Annotated in this window: 18 protein-coding genes; 5 read left to right on the forward strand and 13 right to left on the reverse strand. The window is 38.5% G+C overall.

Annotated features, from left to right (window positions below; translation table 11 throughout):
* Positions 1 to 721: 721 nt before the first annotated feature.
* Complete coding sequence (locus AC27IF_RS18225; protein WP_487055776.1) at positions 722 to 865, forward strand: hypothetical protein; 144 nt, start codon at positions 722 to 724, stop codon at positions 863 to 865.
* Positions 866 to 938: 73 nt separating this feature from the next.
* Here AC27IF_RS18225 and sucD read toward each other — a convergent pair whose 3' ends face one another.
* The 8 genes from sucD to sdhC form a co-directional block, all read right to left on the reverse strand.
* Positions 939 to 1,811: a succinate--CoA ligase subunit alpha gene (sucD, locus tag AC27IF_RS18230; RefSeq protein WP_487055777.1), complete on the reverse strand. Its 873-nt coding sequence runs from the start codon at positions 1,809 to 1,811 to the stop codon at positions 939 to 941.
* Positions 1,811 to 2,977: an ADP-forming succinate--CoA ligase subunit beta gene (sucC, locus tag AC27IF_RS18235; RefSeq protein WP_487055778.1), complete on the reverse strand. Its 1,167-nt coding sequence runs from the start codon at positions 2,975 to 2,977 to the stop codon at positions 1,811 to 1,813. The genes sucD and sucC overlap by 1 nt, the downstream gene beginning before the upstream one ends.
* Before the next feature lie 187 nt (positions 2,978 to 3,164).
* The gene (gene odhB, locus AC27IF_RS18240; protein ID WP_487055779.1) at positions 3,165 to 4,634 is read right to left on the reverse strand and encodes a 2-oxoglutarate dehydrogenase complex dihydrolipoyllysine-residue succinyltransferase; all 1,470 of its coding nucleotides are present in this window, start codon (positions 4,632 to 4,634) and stop codon (positions 3,165 to 3,167) included.
* A 98-nt stretch (positions 4,635 to 4,732) separates the two neighbouring features.
* A complete protein-coding gene (gene sucA / locus AC27IF_RS18245) occupies positions 4,733 to 7,534 on the reverse strand; it encodes a 2-oxoglutarate dehydrogenase E1 component (protein WP_487055780.1) in 2,802 nt (933 codons plus the stop codon).
* 172 nt (positions 7,535 to 7,706) lie between these two features.
* The gene (locus AC27IF_RS18250; RefSeq protein WP_487055781.1) at positions 7,707 to 8,414 is read right to left on the reverse strand and encodes a succinate dehydrogenase iron-sulfur subunit; all 708 of its coding nucleotides are present in this window, start codon (positions 8,412 to 8,414) and stop codon (positions 7,707 to 7,709) included.
* Positions 8,415 to 8,426: 12 nt separating this feature from the next.
* Complete coding sequence (gene sdhA, locus AC27IF_RS18255) at positions 8,427 to 10,196, reverse strand: succinate dehydrogenase flavoprotein subunit (protein ID WP_487055782.1); 1,770 nt, start codon at positions 10,194 to 10,196, stop codon at positions 8,427 to 8,429.
* Positions 10,197 to 10,544 carry a succinate dehydrogenase, hydrophobic membrane anchor protein gene (gene sdhD, locus AC27IF_RS18260; RefSeq protein WP_487055783.1) on the reverse strand — a complete coding sequence of 116 codons (348 nt, stop codon included), beginning with the start codon at positions 10,542 to 10,544 and terminating at the stop codon, positions 10,197 to 10,199.
* Positions 10,538 to 10,912 carry a succinate dehydrogenase, cytochrome b556 subunit gene (gene sdhC / locus AC27IF_RS18265; protein WP_487055784.1) on the reverse strand — a complete coding sequence of 125 codons (375 nt, stop codon included), beginning with the start codon at positions 10,910 to 10,912 and terminating at the stop codon, positions 10,538 to 10,540. The genes sdhD and sdhC overlap by 7 nt, the downstream gene beginning before the upstream one ends.
* 667 nt (positions 10,913 to 11,579) lie before the next feature.
* On the opposite strand from sdhC, the gene AC27IF_RS18270 reads away from it, so the two are divergent.
* Positions 11,580 to 12,866, forward strand: a complete 1,287-nt coding sequence (locus tag AC27IF_RS18270) for a citrate synthase (RefSeq protein ID WP_487055785.1) — start codon at positions 11,580 to 11,582, stop codon at positions 12,864 to 12,866.
* Positions 12,867 to 13,126: 260 nt separating this feature from the next.
* Here AC27IF_RS18270 and AC27IF_RS18275 read toward each other — a convergent pair whose 3' ends face one another.
* Positions 13,127 to 14,113 carry a GlxA family transcriptional regulator gene (locus AC27IF_RS18275; RefSeq protein WP_487055786.1) on the reverse strand — a complete coding sequence of 329 codons (987 nt, stop codon included), beginning with the start codon at positions 14,111 to 14,113 and terminating at the stop codon, positions 13,127 to 13,129.
* Between the two features lie 140 nt (positions 14,114 to 14,253).
* On the opposite strand from AC27IF_RS18275, the gene AC27IF_RS18280 reads away from it, so the two are divergent.
* Together AC27IF_RS18280 and tcdA are read left to right on the forward strand one after the other, a co-directional pair.
* Positions 14,254 to 14,517, forward strand: coding sequence for a hypothetical protein (locus AC27IF_RS18280; RefSeq protein ID WP_487055787.1), 264 nt, complete (start codon positions 14,254 to 14,256; stop codon positions 14,515 to 14,517).
* A gap of 67 nt (positions 14,518 to 14,584) precedes the next feature.
* A complete protein-coding gene (gene tcdA / locus AC27IF_RS18285) occupies positions 14,585 to 15,409 on the forward strand; it encodes a tRNA cyclic N6-threonylcarbamoyladenosine(37) synthase TcdA (protein WP_487055788.1) in 825 nt (274 codons plus the stop codon).
* Between the two features lie 41 nt (positions 15,410 to 15,450).
* Here the strand turns inward: tcdA and AC27IF_RS18290 are convergent, their stop codons facing one another.
* Positions 15,451 to 17,169, reverse strand: coding sequence for a SufS family cysteine desulfurase (locus tag AC27IF_RS18290; protein WP_487055789.1), 1,719 nt, complete (start codon positions 17,167 to 17,169; stop codon positions 15,451 to 15,453).
* Between the two features lie 170 nt (positions 17,170 to 17,339).
* Between AC27IF_RS18290 and AC27IF_RS18295 the strand changes: the two genes are divergently transcribed.
* Positions 17,340 to 17,615, forward strand: a complete 276-nt coding sequence (locus tag AC27IF_RS18295) for a hypothetical protein (protein WP_487055790.1) — start codon at positions 17,340 to 17,342, stop codon at positions 17,613 to 17,615.
* 27 nt (positions 17,616 to 17,642) lie between these two features.
* Here the strand turns inward: AC27IF_RS18295 and AC27IF_RS18300 are convergent, their stop codons facing one another.
* The 3 genes from AC27IF_RS18300 to pnp all read right to left on the reverse strand — a co-directional run bounded on the left by AC27IF_RS18300 (position 17,643) and on the right by pnp (position 22,417).
* Positions 17,643 to 19,133, reverse strand: coding sequence for a tetratricopeptide repeat protein (locus AC27IF_RS18300; RefSeq protein WP_487055791.1), 1,491 nt, complete (start codon positions 19,131 to 19,133; stop codon positions 17,643 to 17,645).
* A gap of 66 nt (positions 19,134 to 19,199) precedes the next feature.
* Positions 19,200 to 20,126 (reverse strand): lipoprotein NlpI, encoded by a 927-nt coding sequence (gene nlpI, locus AC27IF_RS18305; RefSeq protein WP_487055792.1) that lies wholly within the window; start codon positions 20,124 to 20,126, stop codon positions 19,200 to 19,202.
* Between the two features lie 167 nt (positions 20,127 to 20,293).
* A complete protein-coding gene (pnp, locus tag AC27IF_RS18310; RefSeq protein WP_487055793.1) occupies positions 20,294 to 22,417 on the reverse strand; it encodes a polyribonucleotide nucleotidyltransferase in 2,124 nt (707 codons plus the stop codon).
* Positions 22,418 to 22,806: the final 389 nt, after the last annotated feature.

Below are 22,806 nucleotides of genomic sequence, written 5' to 3' on the forward strand. Positions count from 1 at the left end.
GTAATTCACTCACTGAGATGGGTATAGGGTGTTTTTGGAAACAGCAGCGTGCACCACTACCACCATCCTTATTTGGATTGCAATAAAACAAAAGACAAAAACAAAAACAAAAATTTACTACCCCTTCCCTAACCACAAACTCCAACGTCTGCGTGTACAAACGCTGAAATGAACGAAAGTGTTCACGTATGTTCATCATGGATGATGAACAAAGCGATGTAGGGCATGGATGCCCGTTCAGCGCTGTTACGTCGAAAACACTTGAGGGAATGAAAGATCACGTTTGGATCGCAGCGTCGGGGGAGTCCAGAGGGGGCTCGGCGTTAAGCCCCCTCTGGGTGCTGTCGCCACCGCGACAAAGGTAAAGCAGATATAAATATTGTTAATGGATTTTTCTAATTGAATCTAACAATTAGAAAAGTTCAAAAAACATACAAACATATATTTTAGCTTATTGTATGGATAGGCATACAGTAGTATAATGGAAATTGACTTATTGAGCTTTAGGCTTGCTATGCTCATATACGAAAAAACCCTAAGTGACGCCAATCACAAAGGGTTGATATACCAAAACCTACGACGGTGATGTATATGACGCAAAGTTTACTAAATTTAATAAACTTTGCAAGTTTAAGTTTACTTTAAGTTAGAAAATAGCCACAAGACTAAGCAACGATTATTGCTAGTTCTGTGAAAACTAAACTTTATTAAGGTAAATAAAATGACTAAGAAAACAAATGTCAAAGTAGTTAAAATTACTCGAGGAAGAGATTCCAAGACTGGGCAATTTATTCCAATTAAAACAGCAAAAAGAAGAAAAGCTACTGCCACTGTTGATAATATGAAGCGGATAATAATAGACTAATTTTTTAAACTCCATAAAAAAACCCGCTAGATAGCGGGTTTTTTATTAAGATTTACAAGCTATAAGCGTTAGCCTACCAACCTGTTTTCTCTGTAAGTGCTTTACCGATATCCGCTAAAGAACGAACCGTCTTAACACCAGCCGCTTCTAAAGCAGCAAACTTCTCATCAGCCGTACCTTTACCACCAGCGATAATCGCGCCAGCGTGACCCATACGCTTACCTTCTGGTGCAGTAACACCAGCAATGTAAGATACTACAGGTTTAGTAACGTTAGCTTTGATGTACTCAGCAGCTTCTTCTTCTGCAGTACCACCAATTTCACCAATCATTACGATTGCTTCAGTTTGGTCATCAGCTTGGAACATTTCTAATACGTCAATGAAGTTAGTTCCTGGGATAGGGTCACCACCAATACCTACACAAGTAGATTGGCCAAAACCAGCATCAGTAGTTTGTTTTACGGCTTCGTACGTTAACGTACCAGAACGTGAAACAATACCAACTTTACCTGGCTTGTGGATGTGACCTGGCATGATACCGATCTTTGTTTCGCCCGGAGTGATAACACCTGGACAGTTAGGACCAATCATGCGAACGCCAGATTCGTTAAGCTTAACTTTAACGTCAACCATATCTAAAGTTGGGATACCTTCAGTGATAGTTACGATAAGCTCGATGCCAGCATCGATAGCTTCTAAGATAGCGTCTTTACAAAATGGAGCTGGAACGTAAATAACAGTTGCTGTTGCGCCAGTAGCTTCTACTGCTTCACGAACTGTGTTAAATACTGGTAAACCAAGGTGCGTTTGACCGCCTTTACCTGGGCTTACGCCACCAACCATTTGTGTACCGTAGTCAATTGCTTGCTCTGAGTGGAAAGTACCTTGACCACCAGTGAAACCTTGACAGATAACTTTAGTATCTTTGTTAATTAATACAGACATTATTTGCCCTCCGCAGCTGCAACAACTTTGTTCGCTGCATCTGTTAATGATTCAGCAGCAATGATATCTACGTCAGAGTTTTTAAGTACTTCACGACCTAGTTCAGCGTTAGTACCTTCTAAACGTACAACAACTGGCACTTGAACACCAACTTCTTTAACTGCACCGATGATGCCTTCAGCGATCATGTCACAACGAACGATACCACCAAAGATGTTAACTAAAACAGCTTTAACGTTGTCGTCACTTAAAATGATTTTGAATGCTTCAGCAACACGTTCTTTAGTAGCACCGCCGCCAACATCTAGGAAGTTAGCTGGCTTGCCGCCGTGTAAATTAACGATATCCATTGTACCCATTGCAAGGCCAGCACCGTTAACCATACAACCAACGTTACCGTCTAGGGCTACGTAGTTTAATTCCCATTGTGCAGCATGTGCTTCACGCTCATCTTCTTGAGATGGATCATGGAAAGTACGGATTTTAGGTTGACGGTATAAAGCATTACCATCGATACCAATTTTACCGTCTAAACAGTGAAGGTTACCTTCGTCTGTAATAACTAACGGGTTGATTTCAAGTAAAGCAAAATCATGATCGTTGAACATGTTTGCAAGACCCATGAAGATCTTAACAAATTGCTTCATTTGTGTAGGGTTTAAACCTAACTTGAAGCCTAACTCACGTGCTTGGTAAGCTTGTGGGCCTACTAGTGGATCAATTTCAGCTTTGTGAATTAATTCAGGTGTTTCTTCAGCAACTGTTTCAATCTCAACACCACCTTCGGTAGAGGCCATGAAAACAACTTTTTGTGAAGCACGGTCAACAACAGCACCAAGGTATAATTCGTTAGCGATGTCTGTACAGCTTTCTACTAAAATTTTAGAAACTGGTTGTCCGTTCTCATCTGTTTGATAAGTAACTAAGTTCTTACCTAACCAATGTTGAGCGAAATCTTTGATCTCTTCTTTAGTTTTAACTAGCTTAACGCCGCCAGCTTTACCACGGCCGCCCGCGTGTACTTGAGTTTTAACAACCCACATATCGCCGCCAATTTTGTCAGCAGCTTCTGCAGCTTCTTGAGGGGTATCGCAAGCGAAACCTTCAGAAACTGGTAAACCATATTCAGCGAATAATTGTTTCGCTTGATACTCATGCAAATTCATGGTGTTTTATCCATTTATCTGTAAATGAAAGCTAGCGTTATCTCTTCTATTGATTAAAACTAAAAAAGTTAACAAGAGCCAATGAAAAGTTGACAAATTATAGTATAAAAGCTCTAGTGACGGTAGCCAAAAGAGCTAATACTATAGTCTACTTAATACTTATTTTTGCCTGCAATATAGCTAAATGCTATACATCTAAAAGCAGACGAGTTGGATCTTCTAGTAATTCTTTAATTGTCACTAGGAAACCAACTGATTCTTTACCATCAATTAAACGATGATCGTAAGAAAGCGCTAAATACATCATTGGCAAAATTTCTACTTTGCCATCTACAGCCATAGGTCTGTCTTGTATTTTGTGCATTCCTAAAATACCAGCTTGAGGTAAATTTAGAATTGGTGTTGAAAGTAGTGAACCAAATACACCACCGTTTGTGATTGTGAAGTTACCGCCAGTCATATCAGCCATAGCTAATTTACCGTCACGGCCTTTAATCGCTAAGTCACGAATACCATTTTCGATACCCGCCATACTTAATTGATCAGAATCACGTAATACTGGAGTCACTAGACCACGAGGTGTAGAAACCGCAATAGAGATATCGAAGAAGTTATGATAAACAATATCATCACCGTCAATTGAAGCATTTACCGCAGGGTAGCGTTTTAGTGCTTCTGTAACAGCTTTCACGTAGAAAGACATGAAACCTAAACGTGTATCATGAGTTTTTTCAAAGATGTCTTTATATTGCTTACGTAAGTCCATGATAGGCTTCATGTTAACTTCGTTAAAAGTGGTTAACATTGCCGTTGAGTTTTTCGCTTCTAATAAACGTGTGGCAATCGTTTTACGTAAACGTGTCATTGGAACACGTTTTTGAGTGCGCTCACCTAAATCTTGTGCTGCTGGAGCTGGTGCAGCTTTAGCTGGTGCAGGAGCTGCTTTTGCAGCTAGTGCCGACTCAACATCTTCTTTAGAGATACGACCGCCTTTACCTGAGCCTTTAACATCGCTTGCAGATAAACCTTTCTCCGTCATAAGACGACGAACAGATGGGCTAGCTAAATCATCAGAGCTTACAGCATCTTCAGAAGTTGCTGTAGCAGTAGTGTTAGCCGTTGCGCCAGCATTTAGTTCACCAATTTTTTGTGCACCTAAAACCGTATCGCCTTCAACGTGAATAATTTTTCCAATTACACCGCTTTCTTGAGCAACAACTTCAAGTACTACTTTATCAGTTTCAATATCAACTAAATTTTGGTCAACTGATACGCTATCACCTTCAGCTACATGCCATGAAGCAACGGTTGCATCAGCAACTGATTCCGGTAATACCGGTACCACGATATCAATAACTTTAGTTGCGCCAGTGCTTGCAGCAACTGGAGCTGCAGCAGGAGCTTCTGCTGGTGCTGCGCCACCTTCTGAAAAAGTACCAATAACTTGGTCGCCTAATACAGTAGCACCTTCAGCTTGACTGATATCTGTTAATACGCCATCAGCAGTAGCAGGTACTTCAAGCACTACTTTATCAGTTTCAATATCTACTAATACTTGGTCACGGCTAAATTTTTCACCTACTTGAACATGCCAAGTAGCAACAGTCGCATCAGCAACTGATTCTGGTAATACCGGAACTTTAATTTCGGTTGTCATTTTTTTTATTCCTTACAAACTTTCGTTGTACACTAAAGAGTTAATCTAATCTTATCTAACATTAGCGCTTGAGTACCAAGCGCTGATTTTATTTAATGTTAGTCCAATGTTAACGCTTGAGTGACAAGCGCTTGTTGTTCTTTCACATGCATAGACATATAACCACACGCTGGTGCGGCAGAGGCATTACGGCCGGCATACGTCAAATACGTTCCTTCAGGGATAGCTGCTCTAAAATGATGCTGAGAACAGTACCAAGCACCTTGGTTTTGCGGCTCTTCCTGACACCAAACAAATTGCTTCACGTGTTGATAATCTTTTATCGCCGCTTGAAGTTCTTGTTCAGGGAATGGGTATAATTGCTCAATACGAATAATGGCAATATTGTTAAGCTCGTTTTTACGACGTTGTTCAAGTAATTCGTAGTAAACCTTACCACTACAAAAAACAACACGTTCTACGGCTTTAGGATCTAATTCATCAATTTCACCAATGACATTTTTAAATTCACCTGTTGCTAATTCTTCTAATGAAGACACAGCTAACGGATGACGTAATAATGACTTAGGTGACATCACGACAAGAGGACGACGCATAGGACGAACCACTTGACGGCGAAGCATATTAAATACTTGCGCTGGTGTTGATGGTACACAGACTTGCATGTTGTGATCAGCACAAAGTTGCAAGAAGCGTTCTAGTCTAGCAGATGAATGCTCTGGTCCTTGACCTTCATAGCCGTGTGGTAAAAGCATAGTTAAACCACATAAACGGCCCCACTTTTGCTCACCTGAACTAATGAATTGATCAAAAACGACTTGCGCACAGTTAGCAAAATCACCGAATTGTGCTTCCCAAATTGTTAAACCAGCAGGCTCTGCTGTGGTGTAACCATATTCGAAAGCCAGTACAGACACTTCTGATAATACTGAGTCATGTACATCGAAAGGACCTTGTCCTTCACGGATATTTTGTAATGGCAAGTAAGTGCTAGCATCTTCTTGGTTATGCAATACAGCATGACGATGGAAGAAAGTACCACGACCGGCATCTTGACCAGTTATACGAACTCGCTCACCTGCATCAACGATTGAAGCATAAGCAATGTTTTCAGCCATACCCCAGTCAATTAACTTTTCACCAGTGGCCATTTTCATGCGATCATCATAGATCTTTTTAACACGAGAATGCACTGGGTGGCTGTCAGGGAAACTTGAGACTTTAACAGCTAATTCTTTTAGCTTATCTAGGCTAATTTCTTTCGAGTAATCATCATCCCAATCGTGACCAAGATAAGGTGTCCAATCTACTGAATGCTCAGTCATCGGGCGCCATTGCTCTACTGTACACTGACCTTCGTCAAGTAACTTACGGTAATAAGCAGTTAACTCGTCAACTTTTGCTTTAGGTAAACTACCCTCACCAATTAATTGATCAGCGTATAATTGACGCGGTGTTGCGTGCTTTTTAACGATTTTATACATTAGTGGCTGTGTAGCACTTGGCTCATCAGCTTCGTTATGACCATGACGGCGATAACACACTAAATCGATAACTACATCACGCTTAAATTCATTGCGATAGTCTAAAGCAATTTGTGTCGCCAAGATAACCGCTTCTGGATCATCACCATTAACATGAAGTATTGGTGCCTGTACCATTTTAGCGATTTCAGTACAGTACTCGCCACTGCGAGTATCTTCCGCTTTTGAAGTAGTAAAGCCAACTTGGTTGTTGACAACTATTCGTACCGTACCACCCACTTTAAATGCACGCGCTTGCGACATATTAAAGGTTTCTTGTACAACACCTTGACCAGCAATAGCTGAATCACCATGAATGGTAATAGGTAGTACTAAATCACCTTGATTACAGTCACGTCTGTCTAAACGAGCACGTACTGAACCGATAACCACAGGGTTAACAATTTCAAGATGAGAAGGGTTAAATGCTAAGGCTAAATGGACATTGCCGCCTGGGGTAACAAAATCAGACGAATAACCTTGGTGATATTTAACGTCACCAGATCCTAATGCTTCATCATGTTTACCGCCAAACTCATCAAATAATTTTGACGGGTTCTTGCCCATAACGTTCACGAGAACATTTAAGCGACCACGGTGAGCCATACCCATTACTACTTCTTTAGTGCCTGCAGCACCTGCACGAGTAATAAGCTCTTTTAACATAGGAACAAGTGCATCTCCGCCTTCTAATGAGAAGCGTTTAGCACCCGGGAATTTTGCACCTAGATATTTTTCTAAGCCATCAGCAGCGATTAAACCTTTTAAGATTTCAGTTTTTTCATCAACACTTAAAGTTAACTGTGATTGAATAGATTCAATGCGATTTTGCAACCAACGTTTTTCGTCAGTTGAAGTGATGTGCATATATTCTGCGCCTAGAGAACTACAATATGTCTTTCTCAGCGTTTTATATAACTCACCTAACTTCATTGAATCTTGACCAACCGCTAATGAACCGACGTTGTACTCTTTGTCGAAATCATTTTCTGAAAGATCATGATGTGATAGCTGAAGATCGCGGACTTTATCACGCTGCCAAAATCCTAAAGGATCTAAGTTAGCGTTTTGATGTCCACGAACCCTAAAAGCATTGATAAGTTGTAAAACTTTAACTTGCTTGGCGTCACCGCCAGAAGACACAACCTGTTTCTTCTGTTGCTTAGCTAAAACTTTAAATTCATCGCGAATAGTGCTGTGGCGATATTCCACTTCACTACCTTCAACTTTAGGAAGTTCTGAAAAGATTTCTCGCCATTCTGCTGAAACAGAATCAGAGTTATCTAGGTATGATTCGTACAATTCTTCAATATAAACGATGTTACCACCGTTTAAGTGGGAAGACTCTAGCCAAGCCTTCATTACACCTTCTGGCATTGCCTTTTCCTTTGATCGGGGGGTAAAGCAACTAAAATAAATAACCACCAAATTCAAGCGGCTACGGTTAAATTGTAATAACGCGTGTTTATTAAAGTAAACACGCAAAAACTTTATAACAATACCTAAACAGTTCGCAAAGGTATTTCCTCTATATTGTTACGCTGAACAGTTAAACTGCTCGGCTTAATAACATAGATTTTATGTGGCCAATGGCTTTAGTTGGGTTTAATCCTTTTGGACAAACATCAACACAGTTCATAATGCCATGACAACGGAATACACTGTATGCATCTTGTAAACCATCTAAACGTTCTTCGGTTGCAGTATCACGGCTATCAATTAAGAAACGATAGGCATGTAGTAAACCTGCTGGACCGATGAATTTATCAGGGTTCCACCAAAATGATGGACAAGATGTTGAACAACAAGCACATAAAATACACTCATAAAGACCGTCTAATTTGTCACGCTCTTCAATAGATTGTAAGTTTTCACGAGCAGGCTGCTGAGCATCGTTAATTAAGTATGGCTTAATTTTTTCATACTGCTCATAAAACTGACTCATATCAATGATTAAGTCACGTACTACCGGTAAACCAGGTAAAGGACGTAAGATGATTTTCTTCGCCTTTAATTCTGATAATGGTGTAATACAGGCTAAACCATTTTTGCCATTCATATTTAAACCATCAGAGCCACAAACACCTTCACGACATGAGCGACGGAATGATAAGCTTGAATCTTGTTCTTTTAGAAGAATAAGTGCATCAAGTACCATTAAATCAGAGCCATCTGGGATCTCTAATTCATACTCTTTCATGTAAGGTTTAGCATCTACATCAGGATTATAACGGTAAATCGAAAATATCTGTTTCATCGTTCGTACCCCTTAGTAAACACGTGCTTTCGGAGGGAAAGCTTCGCGGTGAACAGGTTTCATATTAACATCACGCTTACTCATCTCTTCACTTTCAGGAGTGTAGATTGAGTGACATAACCAGTTTTCATCATCACGTTCTGTGAAATCTTGTCTTGCATGAGCACCACGAGATTCAGTACGGTAATTTGCAGCTTTAGCTGAACAGAAAGCAGTTTCCATTAAGTTATCTAATTCTAAACATTCAATACGTTGAGTGTTAAATTCAGATGACTTATCGTCTAATTTAGCATTTTGAAGGCGTTCACGAATTTCAGTTAATTCCTTCATACCTTGTGCCATTGCTTCACCTTCGCGGAATACCGAGAAGTTCATTTGCATACACTGCTGTAAATCTTTACGAATCTGTACTGGATCTTCACCTGTAGTTGATGACTCCCAACGATTAGTACGAGCTAGAGAGGCTTCTAAATCAGACTCTGAAGCATCTTTACCGTTTTGAGTATCGTTTAAGTAAGTACCTAAGAAGTTACCTGCTGCACGTCCAAATACCACTAAATCTAGTAATGAGTTACCACCTAAGCGGTTAGCACCATGAACTGATACACAAGCAATTTCACCAACGGCAAATAAACCTTCAACGATTGTTTCTTTACCATCGCTGCCAATATTAAGCGCTTGGCCATTTACATTACAAGGCACACCACCCATTTGGTAGTGACATGTAGGTATAACCGGGATAGGTTCATCTGCTGGGTCAATATGAGCAAACGTTTTAGATAAATCACAAACACCTGGTAGACGTTTGTATAACGTTTCACGGCCTAAATGATCAAGCTTAAGTTTGATATGAGGACCATACTGTGGATGGTCACAACCACGACCTTCACGTATCTCTGTCATCATTGAACGAGCAACAACATCACGACCGGCTAAATCTTTAGCATTTGGTGCGTAACGTTCCATAAAGCGTTCGCCATCTTTGTTAAGAAGGTAACCACCTTCTCCACGACAACCTTCAGTTACTAGCACACCAGCACCTGCGATTCCCGTTGGATGGAACTGCCACATTTCCATGTCTTGCATTTGAATGCCAGCACGAAGTGACATACCAACACCGTCACCCGTATTAATATGAGCATTAGTCGTTGATGCGAAGATACGACCTGCACCACCTGTTGCTAATACCGTTGCACGGGCTTTAAAGTAAACTACTTCACCTGTTTCAATACAAATAGCTGTGGTACCAACTACAGCGCCGTCGCTATTTTTAACTAAATCTAAGGCGTACCACTCAGAGTAAACGTTAGTTTTGTTTTTAACATTTTGCTGATATAAACAATGCAATAATGCATGGCCTGTACGGTCAGCTGCTGCTGCTGTACGAGCGGCTTGTTCACCACCAAAGTTTTTAGATTGACCACCGAAAGGACGTTGATACACTTTGCCTTCTTCGGTACGAGAAAAAGGTAAGCCCATTCTCTCTAATTCGATTACTGACTCTGGGCCAGTTTTACACATGTATTCAATTGCGTCTTGGTCACCGATATAATCAGAGCCTTTAACGGTATCGTACATATGTTGTTCCCAATGATCTTCATGTGCATTACCTAAAGCAACGGTAATACCACCTTGAGCTGATACTGTATGAGAACGAGTTGGGAAAACTTTAGAAATCAAGGCACATGATTTGCCTGACTCTGAAATTGCTAATGCTGCGCGCATACCTGCGCCGCCTGCGCCAATTACTATGGCGTCAAATTCACGAATTGGAACGCTCACTTACACACCCCACACAATTGAGAAGCCAAACACTACGTAGGCTAATAACAAAACTGAAAAGAAAAACTGCAATGCAGCACGTAAGAACGCTGGTTTGATATAATCTGACAATACTTGCCAAACACCAATTTTAGCGTGCACAAGTAGCGCTAACAAGGCTAACAATGTGGCGATTTTTACGGGCATACAAGCAAAGAACCCTTGCCAAACATCATAAGTAACACTTGGTGTTATTACAAAAAAACCAGCAAGTAGTAAGGTGTATAGTACAAGTATAATTGCACTAGCTCTTAAAAGTATAAAATCATGCACACCATTTCGGCCTGCTGAAGCGACGACATTTACCATAACCAAACTCCTATCACTGCCGATACAGCTAACCAAATAACGATAATTAATTTGGCACTCGTATTACCTGAAGTTAATTCTTCAAAATGACCTAGGTCCATTAACAAGTGTCGAACACCCGCTAAGACATGGTAAGTCAATGCTGATAAGCAGCCAAAGATAATAAATTTAAAGAAAAAGCCTTCAAGACATTCTTGAATGCTAGCAAATCCTTCAGCAGAAGAGAGAGAGGTTGAAAGGGTCAATAATAAGATGCCAATTGCAAATACCATAATTACACCAGATATACGGTGTAAGATTGAAGCATTAGCAGCTGGGTGCATCTTTATTGTAGATAGATCTATATTTACAGGACGTTGTTTTTTCACAATTGTTGCCTAAAGAGCTCGAAAGCCTTCAACTTTTATTATTGTTACTCATGAACTACCTTTTAGAATTTAGTTTTCATTTCAAATGACGCAAAATAAATACTAAAGAGATTACTAATAAGTAATTCCCGAAATGAACGGTAACTGCTTTTATCAATAACAGCGACTAGGCCGTATTATAGTTCACAGCCGCACTAATATTAACGAATATCAGTTTGCTTAGCTAAGAATTTCTATTAATACTTTCGTATAAGAAAAAAGTAATAATTAATAAATATTCATTCTTAATGAATAAGAAGTTCACTTCCTATTTTTCAGTAATTCGCTAAGCAATAAAAAACAATCACAGAACGGGCTAGATTATATAGCCGATAGTCAATAAATACAATTTTCCTGCAAGAGTAATAACTTGTGTTTTAAACTAACGGTTATTTTTTAATCTATTTTATGACTGTCATCAAACTTTAGTCTAATGGCTATTACAATTTATTCTAGAATTAAGGTAGAATGTCGGCAGTTTGATTTACCCAAGCGACGTTATAAAACTGACTAATTTTTCATTTTTTTTGAATTTAGTACTAATATTCTTTTAATCAGTGAAGTACTAACTCGTAAGTCAGATTGTCACAAATAAATTGCAAATTAAAATTGATAGGGGATAAAAAATATGGCTGAATCTAAAGCCTCACTAAGTATTGACGGTAAAGAAATTACCGAACTGCCCATTCTTAAAGGCACCGCAGGTACTGATGTAATTGATATTAGAACCTTAGGTGGTCATGGCTTTTTCACTTACGACCCTGGCTTTTTAGCAACTGCTTCATGTGAGTCGTCAATCACATTTATTGATGGTGGTAAGGGTGTATTACAACACCGTGGTTATCCTATTGATAGCTTAGCTAAAGAAGCTGATTACTTAGAAGTTTGTTACATTCTACTTAATGGTAATGCACCTACCCAAGATGAATATGAAGAGTTTAAAGGCATCATCACTAACCATACAATGGTGCATGAAAAGCTAGTACATTTCTTCCAAGGTTTCTTACCTGATGCACATCCAATGGCTATGCTTTGTGGTGTTGTTGGCGCGTTATCTTCTTTTTATCACAGTGACTTAGATATCACTGATAATGAGCAGCGTAAACGTAGCGCACACCGCTTAATTGCTAAAATGCCAACTATTTCAGCAATGGCGTATAAATACAGTGTAGGGCAACCTTTTGTATACCCACGCAACGACTTAACCTACGCTGAAAACTTCTTACACATGATGTTCTCTGTGCCTGCTGAAGAATACAAAGTAAGCCCTATCGTTGCTAGTGCAATGGATAGAATCTTTACTCTTCATGCTGATCACGAGCAAAACGCTTCAACGTCAACAGTACGTTTAGCCGGCTCTTCAGGTGCTAACCCTTATGCTTGTATAGCAGCAGGTGTAGCTTCATTATGGGGCCCTGCACACGGCGGCGCAAATGAAGCATGTTTAACTATGCTTGAAGAAATTGGCAGCTTAGACAGAGTTGATGAATTCGTTGCAAAAGCCAAAGATAAGAATGACCCGTTCCGCTTAATGGGCTTTGGTCATCGTGTTTATAAAAACTTTGACCCTCGTGCGACAGTAATGCGTGAAACATGTCATGAAGTATTGCAAGAGCTTGGTATTAACGATCCGTTACTTGATGTTGCAATGGCATTAGAAAAAGTTGCATTAGAAGACCCATACTTCATTGAGAAGAAACTTTACCCGAATGTAGACTTCTACTCAGGTATTATCCTTAAAGCTATTGGTATCCCAACCAGTATGTTTACGGTAATCTTCGCTATGTCTAGAACCGTAGGTTGGATTGCTCATTGGGATGAGATGTTATCTCAACCAGGACAAAAAATCGGTCGTCCTCGTCAAAAATATACTGGCGAAATCAATCGTGAGTTCGTACCTTTATCTAAAAGATAAAAGTAGATCACATATATTATTACCAATTTAAAAATTTGGTAATAACGCATAAAAAAGGTAGCATTTGCTACCTTTTTTATTGCCATAATTTTATAATTATTCACTTTAAAATACGGAAACCACACTTACAAAGGTTGATTTTTAATCAAAAATAGAGGGGAAATCCGCCAAAAAGACTATAGTTTTTATTTATTAGAGTAATAACTACTATTCACAAAAGAAATACATAAAAGTATTTTTTCACAAGAAAATTGATTGTTTTAGCTAAATTTTTGCCGATAACCTTTGGGTGTTAAGCCTGTAAAGCGTTTAAAAAGCTGTCTAAAACTGCTGATATCTTCATAGCCTACTGACCAAATTATCTGATTTATACCGTCTGTGGTTTTTTCTAACTTGTCCTTTACCTGCTCTACACGGATCCTTTGTAGGTAATTGATAGGGTTTTCATTAGTCGCTTGCTTAAACCTACGCTTAAAAGTACGCGTCCCTAAGCCAACCTTCTCTGCCAGTGCATCCATAGATATATCACTATTATAGTGACGTTCAAGCCAATCCTGAGCAGCTAGAATAGCTTTATCCTCATGCTTCTTTTGTGCTTGAAAGGTAAGATAGGGTGACTGCTTTTGTCTTACCGGATCAAAAACCAAGAACTTGGCACAATCAGAAACAATGTCTTTTCCTAGGGTTCTATCGATAAGATACAAAGCAAGATCAATGTATGACATTGAGCCTCCAGAGCAAATGATATCGTCATTATCGATGATTAATTGATCACAATCTAAGCGTATATAAGGAAATACACGTTTAAATAGATCGGCACTACGCCAATGAGTGGTTGCCGTTTTTCCAGCTAATAGCCCAGAGGAAGCTAATAAGAATGCACCGGTACAAAAGCTTGAAATAATACTTCCCTGCTTTTTGCAATGTGTTAACCATTGCTTAATAGTATCTTTATCATCAATTTCAATATCATCTTCGCAACAATCTATCAGTACTTCGACAGAAGCAGATAAAATAATAATATCTGGTGCATCTGCAACATTTAAATGCTGAGTGGGTTTTATTTCAATGCCATTATAGCCATGAACACCTTTGTTTTTCATGGTGACAATTTGGCAATCAAAGTTATCAATAACACCTTCACCATAACGACGGTTTATACAATAGTTTGCCGTATAAAAGACATCTAATACCCCATACACGGCCGATACCATGCAGTTTTCGGTGGCTAAAACTAATACTTTCATAATTACTCCATGAGTTTACCCAAACCAACAGTGACATATTTGACATTAAGTATGGCAAATATGCCACCTTACAAAAATATTCTCAAGCGTTAATATTTATTGCTCGCTGTACTTGTTAAATTTCAACAAAGGAAATATTCATGGAAAATACTTTAAAGTTATTTCGATTAGTTCACAGAATATCGTTAGCTGCCTTTTTATTATTAATCGCATTCGTTCCATTAACATCTGAGGTCAATGAAATTACCGCTTTTGTGATTTTACCGAGCTTTTTAATTTTTATATTTTCAATAAGCATTATCGTTGAACAAAAATTAGATAAGCTTTCTTTGAGAAAAAATACTGTTAATAAACCTCAAACTTGCTTAATTAAAAAGTGTTTCCACAAAAGTTGCTTAAGTTAGTTTTAATCAATAGCGCTATCTCGGTATAATAACGATAGTTTTATAATACCGTTTAAGCGCTTTTTTCATGTCTGATTACTCTTTACGATTTGGTGGTATTGCCCGCCTTTACGGCACTCAAGGTGCCCAGTTACTACAAAAATCTCATTTTTGTGTTGTTGGTATAGGAGGTGTTGGCTCCTGGGTTGCCGAATCATTAGCTAGAAATGGTATTGGTCAAATAACCTTAATCGACCTTGACGATATTTGTATGAGTAATATCAATCGACAAATTCATGCACTAACTAACACTGTTGGCATGAGTAAAGTTGAGGTGATGCGTGACCGTATCATACAAATCAACCCCGGTTGCCAAGTAAATATAATTGAAGACTTTGTCACTATTGATAACTTAGCTGAATTGCTCTCTGCTCAAGATATGCCAAGTAAATATGATTATGTCATTGATGCTATTGATGCGGTTGATATAAAAACACGAATTATTGCTTACTGTAAGCGAAATAAATTACCTGTTATAACGATAGGTGGTGCTGGTGGTCAGGTAGATCCTAGCCAAATTGCGATTACGGATTTAAGCAAAACTTACCAAGATCCATTATTAGCTAAAGTTAAAAATCAACTTAGACGAGAGTTTAACTTCCCTCGTGCTGATATAGCTAAAGCAAGTAAACGAAAATTTTCTGTCGATGCCGTATTTTCAACTGAGCAACTACGTTACCCTGATGAAACAGGTGGTGTTTGCTTAGCTAAACCTGATGCTAGTGAAAATGGTGGTGCAGCTACTCGATTAGATTGTAGTGGTGGCTTTGGTGCCACAACTCATGTTACTGCTACATTTGCATTTTTTGCTGTGGGTAGAGCTATTGATAAATATTTGAAGAAGGCTTCCTAAGCTTTGTACTTTAGAGCGGCATAAACCATTTCTTCCACCTTTTATAATGTAGCTAGCGCACTTTGTTTGATTTTTTCGACAATTGCCAACACGCCATTCCCTCTGGACGGGCTTAACTGTTGCATTAAGCCTAACTTTGCAAAGTAACTTTCAACATCAAAGGCTTGTATTTGCTGAGCCGTTTTACCATTGAAGGCGGCAAGTACTATCACCAGTAAACCGCGAATTACTTTTGCATCGCTATCAGCTTGAAAGTACAACTTTCCTTGCTTTGACGGCACGGTTAACAACCAAGCTAAGCTTTCGCAACCTTGAATAAGTGTCTCATCATTTCGCAAATCCTTCCCTAATCGGGGCAGTTGCTTGCTAAGTAGCATAATTTCCCGATGACGATTATGCCAACCTGCAGATTTAGCAAACTGATTAATAATATCATCACTATTTAACTCGCTCGTTGGTATCACTTGCTGAGCCAAAATTTTTGTATCAGGTTTGCTCTCGCCGCTAGTTATTGTTTTTAAACTAGCAATAAAATAATCTATTTCTTCAAAGGTATTGTATGGCGCCATAGATACACGTAAACAGCCATTAGCTTTAAAGTACTCCATTAAAGGCATTGCACAATGATGACCGCTACGAATAGCTATATTAAAACTGTCTAAAGCGCTGGCAATATCATGGTTGTGATGATCTGCTATGCTAAAAGCAATAACAGGGATATCAGGAATACCTGGCGTGAGAAATCTTACTTGTGAAATATTCGTTAAGGCTTGAAAACAGTATTGAGTGAGCTGGAGCTCATACTGCTGAATATTTTTATCATGGTATTGATTATTGAAAGCTACTGCCTGTGAAAAAGCTATAACACCTGCAATATTGGGTGTTCCCGCTTCCAATTTAAAAGGTAATTCATTGAAAGTCGTCGCTTGGTTAAAGCTTACTTTTTTAATCATTTCTCCGCCCGCCTGATAAGGAGGCAGGGTATCTAAAATAGGCAGCTTTCCATAAAGCACTCCGACCCCAGTTGGACCATACATTTTATGTGCGGAAAACACATAAAAGTCGCAATCTAGTGCTTGTACATCAATAGGGAAATGCGCTACGGCTTGCGCGCCATCAATAACCGTTATTGCCCCGACCTGCTTTGCTTTTTTGACTATAGCGTCAATAGGATTAATTTTACCTAATACGTTAGATACGTGAGCACAACAGACCAATTTAGTGCGTTCATTCAGTAATGTTTCATAAGCATCAATATCAATTTGACCATTTTCTTCTAGCGTTAACACTCTGATAATGGCGCCGGTTTGCTCTGCTATTAACTGCCAAGGCACAATATTGGCGTGATGTTCACTTACTGAAATGATAATTTCATCGTTTAGGTTTAGTATTTGTTTACCAAGGGTATTGGCAATTAAATTAATACTTTCAGTCGCCCCCTTTGTCCAAATAATTTCTTTCTCGGATTTCGCATTTATGAATTTTTGAACATTCTGCCTTGCTTGTTCAAAAGCCAAAGTTGCTTTTGCGCTGAGAGAATGGGATGCACGATGTACATTAGCATTATAGTGTTGATAATACGCTTGATAGCTATTAATAACACAGTGTGGTTTTTGCGTTGTTGCTCCATTATCAAAATAAATAACGGGCTCAACTTTACTTTGTTTAGCTTTTTGTTCGCTATCAAGATGAATACTTGGCTTACTACCGCAAAGTAGTGGAAATTGCAGTCGAAACTTATTTACATCAAAACTCGTCATGGTTCGCTATTTAAAATAAAAACATCATAATTTGATCACAATTATACCTTATATTAATCACTTAGTATTTATAGTGAAAATAAAGCAGCAACAAAGCTTAAAAATTGAGATTTCTAGCGGCTTTTACGCTATTATTAATAAAATGTTAACAGATTCAAAGGAGGAATTGTATGGCATTGTATTCTTGGTTTGTAGCAGCAAAACGAAAGATAAATAAGAATAGTAAATTTATTGGCAAGGAATCTAAAGAATTAACTATTAGAGATAAATATTTAGAAAGCTATACCATGTGGCCAATAGCTAAAGTTATACAAGGAGAGCAAGTTACGCCTCCGGTAAAAAAGAGTCAAAATACTCAGCTGAATGAAAAAGCACTATTTAACTCTGAAAGTAAAACATCTCTATGCACGGTGTTAACCGTAAAAGACACAAAAAAAGCGGTATAAGCACTCCAATACTTATTTACAAGGTAATCAAAAGTTGCCTTGTAAAATCATTTCCCGTCTATGCTGTTTATCTTCCCATTTTGCAGACTGTTTAAGCCAGTAACCCGCTTCCTTTATATTCCCTGAGGTAAAATGTGCTAGCGCAATATTATAATGAAAACTTGGCATCAAATATTTCATTGAGCCTGTTTGTAAAAAATGTAGATACTCACGAGGAAAGTCTAGTGAAAAATATTGCATTTTAGTGGTTTTATTTAGCGGGCTATATGCTGAAAAACCAACACTACCCTCACCTTGCCTTTGATTACTTCGCTGACAAGTCTTCCCTTTAAATAGACCTATTTCGTGCTGAAACTTTGTTGGTGTGCCCAATCGCCACTTATCCTGAGTCGATGTACTACTATTTTTAACCGGCTGTAAAATTGGCGTAGTTTGTTTAATATGTTTCCCCCAAGCCAATTGCGATAATATATTAGCTCGAACTTCTCTTCGATTTCCCTGATATTGCTCAGCTAATACAGCAACATTTTCTGAAAATGCTTGCTGTTGAATACTTTGACACGCTTTATGCTCTACAGCTAAAGGATACTCATCGACAAAACCCAATAAATGGCTTATCTCATGAACAAAAACATCAAAGTTATCAGCAGCATCAATATATAAAATACCTAAATGCACATTCGCACCTCCTTCTGGCAATAAGGCTCCAATAAACCGAGTATCTACACTCTGTGCAAGCGCCTTCCAGCTCTTTTCGTTACATTGAATGCTTTTCCCCGTCTCTGCGGTGCAAGCCAATGTATCAATGGGCATATAACGTACTGGTGTAAAACAGATATATTGACTTAATGGGTGTTCTTCAAATTGTCCAATTAGCTCCTCAAGGTGCTGTAAATGTGAAAATCGTGTAGCAAATAGTTGCATACTTTGAGGGCAAGTAGGCAATTTAGTGATATTGTTTTCAACAGCTAATACTTGATAATGATTTATTTGGGCTAATAAAGAATTGCCTTTCGCATCTGCAGAAATTAACCCTCTATATTCAGCAAGCTTATTTTTAACAACTCCAAGGCTCCCTTGTGTTATTGCTATCTTTATTTCCAGAATTTGAGCTGCTATTAAAGCTTGCTCATCATTAAGTAATGCAAGTTTAGTTAACAGTTCACTCGCTAATTCAAAATTATCTTGCTGGTAATAATACTGAGCTAGAGCAATATACGCAGACGGAAATCGTAAACGGATACTTTGTTGATACCAAGTAATAGCTTGTGGGATAAAATTTTGTGTTTGATAAAATAAGGCTAATTGATAAGCCGCCTCACCATGCGTTTTCGCTAACCTTTTGGCTAACAACTGCCATGTTAAGCTATGTTTGTCTGATTGCTGCCATGCAAAGTTTAACGCTGCTTCATTATTTTGCTCTAAAGCATAGCTTAGTTGTGCTGAGGTATGTTTATGATTACTAATTTTCTTGGTTAAATAAGTAGCTAAAAAGAATGAGCTAGATGGCAGCACCATTAAAAAACATATCAATATGACAATACGAATCCAAAGGTGCTTTAGCGTGATAACCATTATGAGGAATTAGCTAGGCTTCTGATCTTTAGTTACCGTTACTTTTTTAATTCGCATTAAGTCTAATTCTAGTTGTGAGTATCTGTGCTCAACAAACTCATAAACATTAGTGCTAATTGATAACTTGAAAAAATTCATTGCGGCGCCAGGGTAGCCTTTCATTTGATTATATTTACCTAAATAAAAGTATGCTTCACAGAGTCTGTCAGTTAATGCCTTACTTGAAGTAACACCACGTGTTAAACCACTGATAAATTCTTCTTGGCTAATTTCACCTAAATATAAATGAATAACTTGTTTTGCCCAATTATCATCGGCAATTAAATCCCCCTTTGTAGAGAGAGTCGTTTTAGCTTGTTCCGGGTTTAACTGATACTGAGCAAGGTAAAGCCATAACAAGCGGTAAGGATCATCAAGTCTTCCATTGGCAAACACCTCAAAGTCTTGCGTTGCTAACTCTGGTCTATCACCGTAATAAAGCGCTATTCCGCGATTTAAATGTACATATTCATGCTCTGGCTCTAAATCTAACACTGAATCAAACTTCTCATAAGCTTGAGAAAACTCACGTATTTGAGTGAAGTATATCCCTAAAAAGTTATACGCGTCCGCAAGTTTATTATTTTGCTGAAGTGCTTGAGTGAAATCGATTCTTGCTAATGTACGTAAACCGACACTGTCATAGAGTACACCACGATCGAATAAAATTTTAGCTGATTGCTCATCAGTTAGTTTTGCACGTGTAAGAAAATCTGAATAGCGGGCTATCGCGATTTCGCTTTTAAAATTAATTGGCGCTGGCTCAGCGATAATTAACTGCTCTAAACCCACAGAGGTTGAACTTTTGCTAGAGCTTGATAACGTTGAACAGCCTTGTACAAATAGTGTTGTACAAATCAAAGCTATTTGGCTGATTTTATATAAAGATGAATTCACTAAGTTGCCTTGCTAATGATAAATAAGAAGATGGACTAATACCAAGGACATAATTGGTATAAACATCATTCGATTGTACTTCACTTTACCGCTAATCACATAATAAAAAAGGAGCCAACAGGCTCCTTTTTCAACTAATTACACGCTAAAGTGCTTTTTAAACAATATTACTCAGCAGCAGGTGCTTCTTGAGCTTCTTCAGCTGGCTTTTCAATCGCTTCTTTTATGCTTAAACGTACACGACCTTGTCTATCAACTTCTAGAACTTTAACTTTCACTTCTTGACCTTCAGATAACACGTCACTTACATTGTTAACGCGCTCTTCAGAAATTTGTGAAATATGTACTAAACCATCTTTACCAGGAAGAACGTTAACGAACGCACCAAAATCTACGATGCGAACAACTTTACCTGTGTATAGTGTACCCACTTCAATTTCAGCAGTTAGCGCTTTAATGCGATTGATTGCATCTTCAGCTTGCTCACCAGATGTTGCAGCAATTTTAACTGTACCGTCATCATCGATTTCGATTGTTGTGCCAGTCTCTTCAGTCAATTGGCGAATTGTTGCGCCACCTTTACCTATGATGTCACGAATCTTATCTTGGTTAACTTTCATAGTATGAATGCGTGGTGCAAACTCAGAAATTTCTGTTCTATGGCCACCAATCGCTTCATCCATTACAGATAAAATATGAGTACGAGCTGCTTTTGCTTGGTTTAAAGCAATTTGCATGATCTCTTGTGTGATACCTTCAATTTTGATATCCATTTGTAAGGCAGTAATACCACCGGTAGTACCTGCTACTTTAAAGTCCATATCACCTAAGTGATCTTCATCACCTAAAATATCAGAAAGAACAACAAAGTTATCACCTTCTTTCACAAGACCCATTGCGATACCTGCAACAGAAGCTTTGATTGGAACACCAGCATCCATTAGCGCTAGAGAGGTACCACATACAGAAGCCATTGAAGATGAACCATTTGATTCAGTAATTTCAGATACTACACGTACAGCATACGGGAATTCTTCAATGGTAGGCATTACAGCTAACATACCACGTTTAGCTAGACGGCCATGGCCAATTTCACGACGCTTAGGAGAGCCAACAAAACCAGTTTCACCTACACAGTATGGAGGGAAGTTATAGTGAAGCATAAAGGCATCAGTTTTCTCGCCTAAAATACTGTCAATACGTTGTGCATCACGTTGTGTACCTAAAGTAGCAGTAACTAATGCTTGTGTTTCACCACGTGTAAATACAGAAGAGCCATGAGTACGTGGTAATACGCCAGTCATCACGTCTAAAGCACGGATTGACTCAGGATCACGACCATCAATACGAGGGCTACCTTGAGTAATACGACCACGAACAACAGTTTTCTCTAAGTCGTGAAATAACTCTTTTGCTTCAGCAACATTAAGATCTTCATCAGCAGCTAATAATTGTTCAACAACTGAGTTGCGGATTTCAGCAATTTTTTCATAACGAACTGCTTTTTCAGTAATTTGATATGCTTCGTTTACTTGCGCTTCAGATAGCTCAGCAATTTTTGCTACTAGCTCAGCATTTTTCTCTGGTGCAGTCCAATCCCATGCAGGAGTATTAACATCAGCTTTAAATTCTTTAATCGCATCAATTGCAACTTGCATTTGCTCATGACCATACACTACAGCACCAAGCATAACTTCTTCTGATAAAACATCAGCTTCAGACTCAACCATTAATACCGCAGAATCAGTACCAGAAACTACTAGGTCTAATTGACTTGTTGGTAATTCAGATTGTAATGGGTTAAGAATGTATTGACCTTCATTGTAACCAACGCGCGCTGCGCCAACAGGACCACTAAATGGTACGCCAGCAACAGCAAGTGCAGCAGAAGCACCGATAAGAGAGATAATATCAGGGGCAATTTCAGGGTTAACAGAAACAACGGTGATAATAACTTGCACTTCGTTAGTAAACCCTTCTGGGAATAATGGACGAAGTGGACGGTCAATTAAACGTGCAATTAGTGTTTCTTCTTCTGAAGGACGACCTTCACGCTTGAAGAAACTACCTGGAATTTTACCAGCAGCATAAGTACGCTCTTGGTAGTTAATTGTTAATGGGAAGAAATCTTGCCCTTCTTTTGCTTCTTTTTTAGCAACAACAGAAACTAATACGCAAGTATCGTCCATGCTTGCCATAACAGCAGCAGATGCTTGACGAGCAATTGCGCCCGTTTCAAGCGTTACGGTATGTTGACCGAATTGAAATTTTTTAGTGATTGGATTTAACATCTAATGTGTTTCCTTTAATTTATACATATCACATGTAAGGTATTGATATTCTAATCAATCTGTACAATTATTTATTCACTTAGACACTCATTCTATGGTGTAAGTAGAACAAAAAATTATACAGTTTGATTGATTATTTTCGTTAATTTTTTGCTCAATATCCTCCTGCCCAACGTGATTAAAATAATTAGGCAAAAAAAATAAGCACGCATATTATACTGACCTGAGCGCTATTTACTAGCAAGAATAGTGAGTTAAGTTGGATTGACTACAAAAAAGAACATTCGGGTATTTATTAAGCTAGGGGTTGTTGAACTTTCGCGGTTAAATTTTGTTCGAGATAAAAGCGTTTTAATCGCGGCGAGTAGTTTTTAGCCTAGTCATTCTAA

This window comes from Colwellia sp. KS18-150 (genome assembly GCF_057551365.1).

What these genes read in the sequence shown, in the direction of transcription:
- AC27IF_RS18225 (WP_487055776.1), top strand. Translation starts at nt 722, where the DNA reads ATGACTAAGAAAACAAATGTCAAAGTAGTTAAAATTACTCGAGGAAGA.
- sucD (WP_487055777.1), bottom strand. Translation starts at nt 1,811, where the DNA reads ATGTCTGTATTAATTAACAAAGATACTAAAGTTATCTGTCAAGGTTTC.
- sucC (WP_487055778.1), bottom strand. Translation starts at nt 2,977, where the DNA reads ATGAATTTGCATGAGTATCAAGCGAAACAATTATTCGCTGAATATGGT.
- odhB (WP_487055779.1), bottom strand. Translation starts at nt 4,634, where the DNA reads ATGACAACCGAAATTAAAGTTCCGGTATTACCAGAATCAGTTGCTGAT.
- sucA (WP_487055780.1), bottom strand. Translation starts at nt 7,534, where the DNA reads ATGCCAGAAGGTGTAATGAAGGCTTGGCTAGAGTCTTCCCACTTAAAC.
- AC27IF_RS18250 (WP_487055781.1), bottom strand. Translation starts at nt 8,414, where the DNA reads ATGAAACAGATATTTTCGATTTACCGTTATAATCCTGATGTAGATGCT.
- sdhD (WP_487055783.1), bottom strand. Translation starts at nt 10,544, where the DNA reads ATGGTAAATGTCGTCGCTTCAGCAGGCCGAAATGGTGTGCATGATTTT.
- AC27IF_RS18270 (WP_487055785.1), top strand. Translation starts at nt 11,580, where the DNA reads ATGGCTGAATCTAAAGCCTCACTAAGTATTGACGGTAAAGAAATTACC.
- AC27IF_RS18275 (WP_487055786.1), bottom strand. Translation starts at nt 14,113, where the DNA reads ATGAAAGTATTAGTTTTAGCCACCGAAAACTGCATGGTATCGGCCGTG.
- AC27IF_RS18280 (WP_487055787.1), top strand. Translation starts at nt 14,254, where the DNA reads ATGGAAAATACTTTAAAGTTATTTCGATTAGTTCACAGAATATCGTTA.
- tcdA (WP_487055788.1), top strand. Translation starts at nt 14,585, where the DNA reads ATGTCTGATTACTCTTTACGATTTGGTGGTATTGCCCGCCTTTACGGC.
- AC27IF_RS18290 (WP_487055789.1), bottom strand. Translation starts at nt 17,169, where the DNA reads ATGACGAGTTTTGATGTAAATAAGTTTCGACTGCAATTTCCACTACTT.
- AC27IF_RS18295 (WP_487055790.1), top strand. Translation starts at nt 17,340, where the DNA reads ATGGCATTGTATTCTTGGTTTGTAGCAGCAAAACGAAAGATAAATAAG.
- AC27IF_RS18300 (WP_487055791.1), bottom strand. Translation starts at nt 19,133, where the DNA reads ATGGTGCTGCCATCTAGCTCATTCTTTTTAGCTACTTATTTAACCAAG.
- pnp (WP_487055793.1), bottom strand. Translation starts at nt 22,417, where the DNA reads ATGTTAAATCCAATCACTAAAAAATTTCAATTCGGTCAACATACCGTA.